The sequence below is a fragment of the Allofournierella sp. genome, assembly GCF_048388525.1.
GTDB lineage: Bacteria > Bacillota > Clostridia > Oscillospirales > Ruminococcaceae > BQOK01.
In genome coordinates, this window is the sequence record NZ_DBGCTQ010000079.1 from 1 (window position 1) to 6,153 (window position 6,153).

Genomic DNA, 6,153 nt, shown 5'->3' on the forward strand with positions numbered 1-6,153 from the left:
ATGTTCACGCCGGTACCTTTCTGCACCGCCACAAAGCTCGCCCCCACCCCCTCGATGGTGAGCAGGTCGTTGGCCGCCTGGGGCACGGCCACCGCCATGCCCGGCTCCAGCTCCCCAGCCACCGAAATGGCGCAGCCCATATAAATATCGGCTCCCTCCACCAGGTTGGACTTCACCGTATATTCCTGCAGCGACGAGTTGAACAGCTTTTTCACCGCCTCGGTCTGCGCGCCCATGCGCCGCAGATAGGCGGCCGCCTCAAAGGTGCGCACGCCGGTGTGCAGCGCAAAATTCCGGGTGTCCAGCATGATGCCGGCCAGCATCGCTTCGGCCTCCAGGGCCGTGGGCTTTGCTCCCGGCGCGTCCACATATTGCACCAGCTCGCTCACCAGCTCGCAGGCCGAGGACGCGTAGGGCTCGTGAAAAAACAGCACCGGGTTTTCAATGTGCCCCACCGCCTTGCGGTGGTGGTCGATCACCGCCACCTGGCCGCAATGCTCAAACACATCCCTGCTTTCCAGCAGGTTCACGATGTGGGTATCCACCACCACCAAAAGGGTGCGGGGGGTCACGGTTTCCAGCACCTGGTCCGGGTGAATAAAGTCCTCGCCGAAGCCGGCCCGTTCAAATTCTTCGATCAGGTTTGCGGCCAGGGTTGCCTCCCGCCGCACCGCGATCACCGCGGGGGCGTCCATCCCTTTGCAGATGCGCAGCACCCCAATGGCGGCACCCAGGCAGTCCAGGTCGCTCATGCGGTGCCCCATGATGACCACGCTGTCCGCCTGTCGGATCAGATCGGCCAGGGCGGTGGCCAGAATGCGGCTTTTCACCCGGCTGCGCTTTTCCACGCTGCGCGACACGCCGCCGTAAAATTCAAATCCGTCCGGCGTTTTTACTGCCGCCTGGTCGCCGCCGCGGCCCAGCGCCATATCCAGCGACTGGCGGGCCATCTCCTGGCAGGCCTTGAGGTCCGCCCCGCCCCGGCCCACACCGATGGACAGGGTCACCCCCACCGCCTCGTCCAGGCTGCGCACCTTATCCAGAATGTCAAACCGCGCGGCCGCGATCTCCTTCATGTGGCGCTCTTCCACCACCGCTATGTACCGGGTGCCCGACACCCGGCTCAAAAAACCGCTGGTGCGCCCAAAATAGTTTTCCAGCGTGCGGTTGACCGCCTCCATCAGCCGCGCTTTTTCCGAATCGCGCAGGTTTGCCACCAGCTCCTGGTAGCCGTCCAGCTCAATGATCATATAAGCGGGCCGGCTGGCCGCATACTCGGCGGCCTGCACTTTCAGCGGGGTGTCGTCCACCAGATAAAGCAGCGTCACGTCCTCTTTCCCGCGCCCGGGCAGCGAACTGGCAAAAATGGTGTAGCGGCGGCCCGCCCTTTCCAGGCATTGGCCGCCGGGCAAAACGCACTGGTGCAGCTCCAGGCCCGGCAGCACCCGGTTCACCGGCTGCAGCACCGCGCCCTCCCCCGCCAAAAGCTGGCGGTCGAACGCCGCATTATACCACACCAGCGTCTTGCCGCTCAGCAGCGCCGCCGGCAGCTCCAGCTGCGCCAGGCTTGCCTGCAGCTCGCTGCCCTCAAAGGGCGCGGCGCTGACGTAAGCGGCAATGCCTTTGCGCAGCCTGCGCGCACCCAGCCACAGGGCCAGTGCAATCAGTGCCAGCAGCGGCAGCAACATCGCAAGCAGGCGCACATCGCACACGGCCACCAGCGCCGTGAGCACACAGCACAGCGCAAGCAGGCCGGCGGCCGCCACCTCCAGGGAAAACCGGGGTCTGGGATCCATAGGCAAAAGCCTCCTTTGCCGCCCAAAAAGGGCCGCTTATACTTCCATCAGGATCGGCAGGATCATGGGGCTGCGCTTGGTCTTGCGGAAAATATAAGAGGACAGGGTCTCCCGCACGCGGGTCTTCACGCTGTTCCAGTCGCGCACGTGCTCGGTGCGGCACTTTTCAAAGCACTGTACCACCAGGCGGCGGGCTTCGTCCATCAGCTCCTCGCTCTCGCGCACATACACAAAACCCCGGCTCACAAGATCTGGCCCGGCCAGCACCTGGCCCGAGCGGCTGTCCACCGTGGCCACCACGATCACCAGCCCATCCTGCGAAAGATGCCGCCGGTCCCGCAGCACCACGTTGCCCACGTCGCCCACACCCAGGCCGTCCACCATCACTGCGCCCGCTGGCACCGGTTCGCCCAGCTCCAGCCCGTCCGCGGAAAGGCGGATGTCCTGCCCGATCTCGGCAATGTGGATGTTCTTCGGGGGAATCCCCAGGCTCTCGGCGGTCATGGCATGCTTTTTCAGCTGCTTGTACTCGCCGTGCACCGGCAGGAAGTATTGGGGCGCGGTGAGGGTCAGAATGAGCTTTTGCTCCTCCTGGCAGGCGTGGCCGGACACATGCACGTCGTACATGGATTCATAAATGACCTCAGCCCCCAGCAGAAGCAGGCCGTTCACCACCTTGGTCACCATTTTTTCGTTGCCCGGAATGGGCGTGGCCGAGATGATGATAAAATCGCCGGGGCCCACCCGCACATTGCGGTGGCTGGCGCTGGCCATGCGCGACAGGGCGCTCAGCGGTTCGCCCTGGCTTCCGGTGGTGATCAGCACCACCTTTTCGGGCGGGTATTTGTTCAGCTGCTCAATGTCGATCAGCACCCCGTCCGGCGCGTGCAGATACCCCAGCTCCAGGGCCATCTGTGTGTTGTTGGCCATGCTCCGGCCCGACACCGCCACCTTGCGGCCGTTTTCCACCGCCAGGTCGATGATCTGCTGGATGCGGTACAGGTTCGAGGCAAAGGTGGCAATGATGATGCGCTGTTTGTCCGCCTTGCGAAACAGGCCCGCAAAGCTTTGGGCCACCTTTTTTTCGGTGGCGGTAAAGCCCGGCCGCTCTGCGTTGGTGGAATCGCTCAGCAGTGCCAGCACGCCCCGCCTGCCGTACTCGGCAAAAGCGGGCAGGTCGGTGGGGCCGCCGGTCAGCGGGGTGTAGTCGATCTTAAAGTCGCCGGTCTGAAGGATCACGCCCGCCGGGCAGTCGATGGCCAGCGCCACGGCGTCCGGGATGGAATGGTTCACATGGATGGGTTCAATGGTAAAACAGCCCAGCTTGAACTTGCGGCGCGCGTTGATCTCAATGAGCTTGGTGCGGCCCAGCAGGCCGTGCTCCTCCAGCTTGTTTTTGATCAGCCCAATGGTGAGCCGCGTGGCGTAGATGGGCAGGTTGACCTGTTTCAAAAGGTAGGGCAGCGCGCCGATGTGATCCTCGTGGCCATGGGTGATGACCACGCCCTTGATCTTGTCCTTATTCTGCACCACATACCCAAAATCCGGAATCACAAGGTCCACGCCGAACATGTCGCTGTCCGGAAAAACGAGGCCGCAGTCCACGATCATCATATCGCCCTGGCACTCGTACAGGGTAATGTTTTTGCCCACCTCCCCCAGGCCTCCCAGGGGAATAATGTGCACCGGCACCGCGGGCGCGCCGGGCTTCTGGGCCGGCTTCGCGCCCTGGGGGCGGCGGCTTTTTTGGTAGAACGGCTTGCGCCGGGCGGGCGCTTTCTCGCCCCCGGCTGCCGCGGCGCGGGGCTGCGGCGCTTTTTTACTGGTCTGGGTTTCCTTTTCGCTTGTCTGGTTCATTTGTTTCCTCCGTAAAATCGGTGCGCCGAACAGGCCTTCCAGTCCCGGAAGGTCCCTTCTGCCGCACAAAATGTTCGTTTGACGTATGTAGGCTAAAAAGCCCGCCGGGTGGGTCTTGCGGTTCTCACCGCCTGGGGCACGAAAGGTCCATTTGTTCAATGCGACCGGGCCCTTTGCTAAAAAACGCACTCGTTTCAGGCCGGGGCAAACTATCCCAACCTAAAGATAAAGTTATTATACCGCTGGTTATCGGTAATTGTCAACAAAAAAGCAGCCGTCGTCCTAAACAGTATAGCCAAAAAAAGTGCGTTTCAACCCACTTGCCGGGCCGCTGCAAACCCGGTATAATAATAAAAAACATCAACAAAAGCCCGGCCCTGCCGGGCGGAAGGACAGGCATGAAAGAGATCGAGATTTTTACCGACGGCGCCTGCAGCGGCAACCCCGGCCCTGGCGGCTGGGGCGCGGTGCTTCGCTATAAGCAACACGAAAAGGAGCTCTCGGGCGGCGAAGCCGAGACCACCAACAACCGCATGGAGCTCACCGCCTTCCTCCGTGCCCTGGAAGAGCTGAAAGAGCCCTGCCGCATCACCCTGTGCAGCGATTCCAAATATGTAATCGACGGGCTGCAAAAGGGCTGGGCCAAGGGCTGGCGCGCCCGGGGCTGGAAAAAGGCCGATAAATCCCCCGCCCTGAACCCGGATCTGTGGGCCCGGCTTCTGGAGCTGGCCGAGCCTCACACCATCACCTACAAGTGGATCAAGGGGCATGCCGGCCACCCGGAGAACGAGCGGTGCGACCGGCTGGCGGTGGCCCAAAGCAAAAAATACGGCGGAAGGCAGGCATAATCCCACAAATAAAGAAGCCCTCCGGCCGCAGAAATGCTTCTGCGGCCGGAGGGCTTCTTTTGCGCTCAAAACGGCTCAGCCTTCAAATACCAGATCAAACGCGGGCTTGTCGGCCGGCGCCGCGCTGTGCTCCATCACAAACCCGCGGTAGGTGTCGTACAAAAGGCTCAGCGGGTAGGCCGGCTGCTTGGTGTAGCGGTACATATTGATGCCGTTGATAAGGATCGGCTCCCCTCCATCCCACACAATGAGCAGGCTCACATCCCTCCCGAACAGGGCGGCCAGCACCGGCTGCGGTGCCTGGGCGCTGGCGCCCGCGTCCACTTTCACCAGGGTTGCGTCCCCACTGCTTTCCAGCAGGGTTTGCACCCCATCCCAAAATTCCGCTTCACTCAGGGGCGCTGGGCTGGGCGCCGGGGCCGGCGAAGGGGTCGGGGTTGCCGCAGTGGATGCCGCAGGAGGCGCGGCGCCGGAGGCCGGGCTGTTTACCTGGCTGGCCGCCGGCTGGTCAATGCGCCCTTTTAATGCGGCCGCCCCCGCATACACCGCGCCTATCACGCATAACACAATCAGAGCCGCGGCCAAAGGGCGCCACCACTGCCGCCTGCGGTAAAGCACTCCGTCCGACCGGCGGATGGCGTCGGTCCGCTTTCGGGGCTTTGTGCCCGACAAAGCCGCCAGGCTGGTCTGGGGTGCCGGGCCAGCCGCAGAAGGCTCTTTTGCCGCCTGGGGCACGGGCTGTACAGCCGCCTGTGCGCCCGGGAGCACAGGCGGCTCCGACCGCTGTGCTGCTGGTGCCTTTTGGGGCGTTTCTGCAGCCTGCCTGGGGGCAGGCTGGGGGCCTGCGGCAGACGGCCGGGCGTCCCTCGCAGCCGCCCGGCCAGGCTGCACGGCGGGGCACTGGCTTTTACCTTGTCTTCTTTTCTTTCTGCTCGTGCGCTTTTTTTCGTTTTTCTTTGCCACTGCGGCACCTCCATATTGGCGATTTTTATCAATTATACACCTTTAAGTAATAAATTTCAAATTACTTTCAGTAAATTGTCTTTTATTCTTGGGAAACATAAAATTAAAACCACGGGTGGAGGTGATCGCATGAAAAAGGAACAGAATGTGGAGATCGGCCGGCGGGTGCGCGCCGCCCGGGCCCGCCGTGGCCTTACCCGCGAGAAACTGGCCGAGCAGCTGGATCTCTCCACGCTGTTTTTGAGCTATATCGAGTGCGGTCAGAAGGGCATGTCACTGTCCACCTTCACCAACCTTTGCCGCGTTCTGAACGTTTCAGCCGACGAATTGCTGTTCGGCCCTGCGCACGCGGCGCAAACCTCCGACGCCCATCGGCTGTTGGAGCGCATGGATCCTGGGTACCTGCCCCTGGCGGCCGGTGCCCTCGCCCTTGTGGAGCAAGCGGCGGAGGCCGGTGAGGAAAAGGGCCGTTTGTGCCGCAAAAAGATAACGGGGGAGGAAACCTGATTTCCTCTCCCGTTTTTTGATTGCGTTTGGCCCCAAAATCCTTTATAGTAAAAGTGTAAAAAGAACAAACACGCAAAGGAGCATTTTCCATGAGCGATATTTTGTTTCCCGGCGAACAGTTTTCCACCTATGAAGAACAGGACAAGGTCCTGGTGGGCCTTTCCGGCGGGGTCGACAGTGCC

5 protein-coding genes are annotated in these 6,153 nt (G+C 62.0%); 2 read left to right on the forward strand and 3 right to left on the reverse strand.

The window, feature by feature from the left end; translation table 11 throughout:
* Nucleotides 1-1,796, reverse strand: a 1,796-nt coding sequence (locus ACMLHZ_RS09975) for a DHH family phosphoesterase (RefSeq protein ID WP_418667581.1), incomplete at its 3' end; no start/stop codon positions are given.
* A gap of 36 nt (nt 1,797-1,832) precedes the next feature.
* Nucleotides 1,833-3,653: a ribonuclease J gene (locus ACMLHZ_RS09980; RefSeq protein ID WP_418667582.1), complete on the reverse strand. Its 1,821-nt coding sequence runs from the start codon at nt 3,651-3,653 to the stop codon at nt 1,833-1,835.
* 398 nt (nt 3,654-4,051) lie between these two features.
* On the opposite strand from ACMLHZ_RS09980, the gene rnhA reads away from it, so the two are divergent.
* Nucleotides 4,052-4,501, forward strand: coding sequence for a ribonuclease HI (gene rnhA, locus ACMLHZ_RS09985; protein ID WP_177561644.1), 450 nt, complete (start codon nt 4,052-4,054; stop codon nt 4,499-4,501).
* Between the two features lie 75 nt (nt 4,502-4,576).
* Here rnhA and ACMLHZ_RS09990 read toward each other — a convergent pair whose 3' ends face one another.
* A complete protein-coding gene (locus ACMLHZ_RS09990) occupies nt 4,577-5,236 on the reverse strand; it encodes a hypothetical protein (RefSeq protein WP_418667583.1) in 660 nt (219 codons plus the stop codon).
* A gap of 357 nt (nt 5,237-5,593) precedes the next feature.
* On the opposite strand from ACMLHZ_RS09990, the gene ACMLHZ_RS09995 reads away from it, so the two are divergent.
* Nucleotides 5,594-5,971, forward strand: coding sequence for a helix-turn-helix domain-containing protein (locus tag ACMLHZ_RS09995; RefSeq protein ID WP_418667584.1), 378 nt, complete (start codon nt 5,594-5,596; stop codon nt 5,969-5,971).
* Nucleotides 5,972-6,153 lie beyond the last annotated feature (182 nt).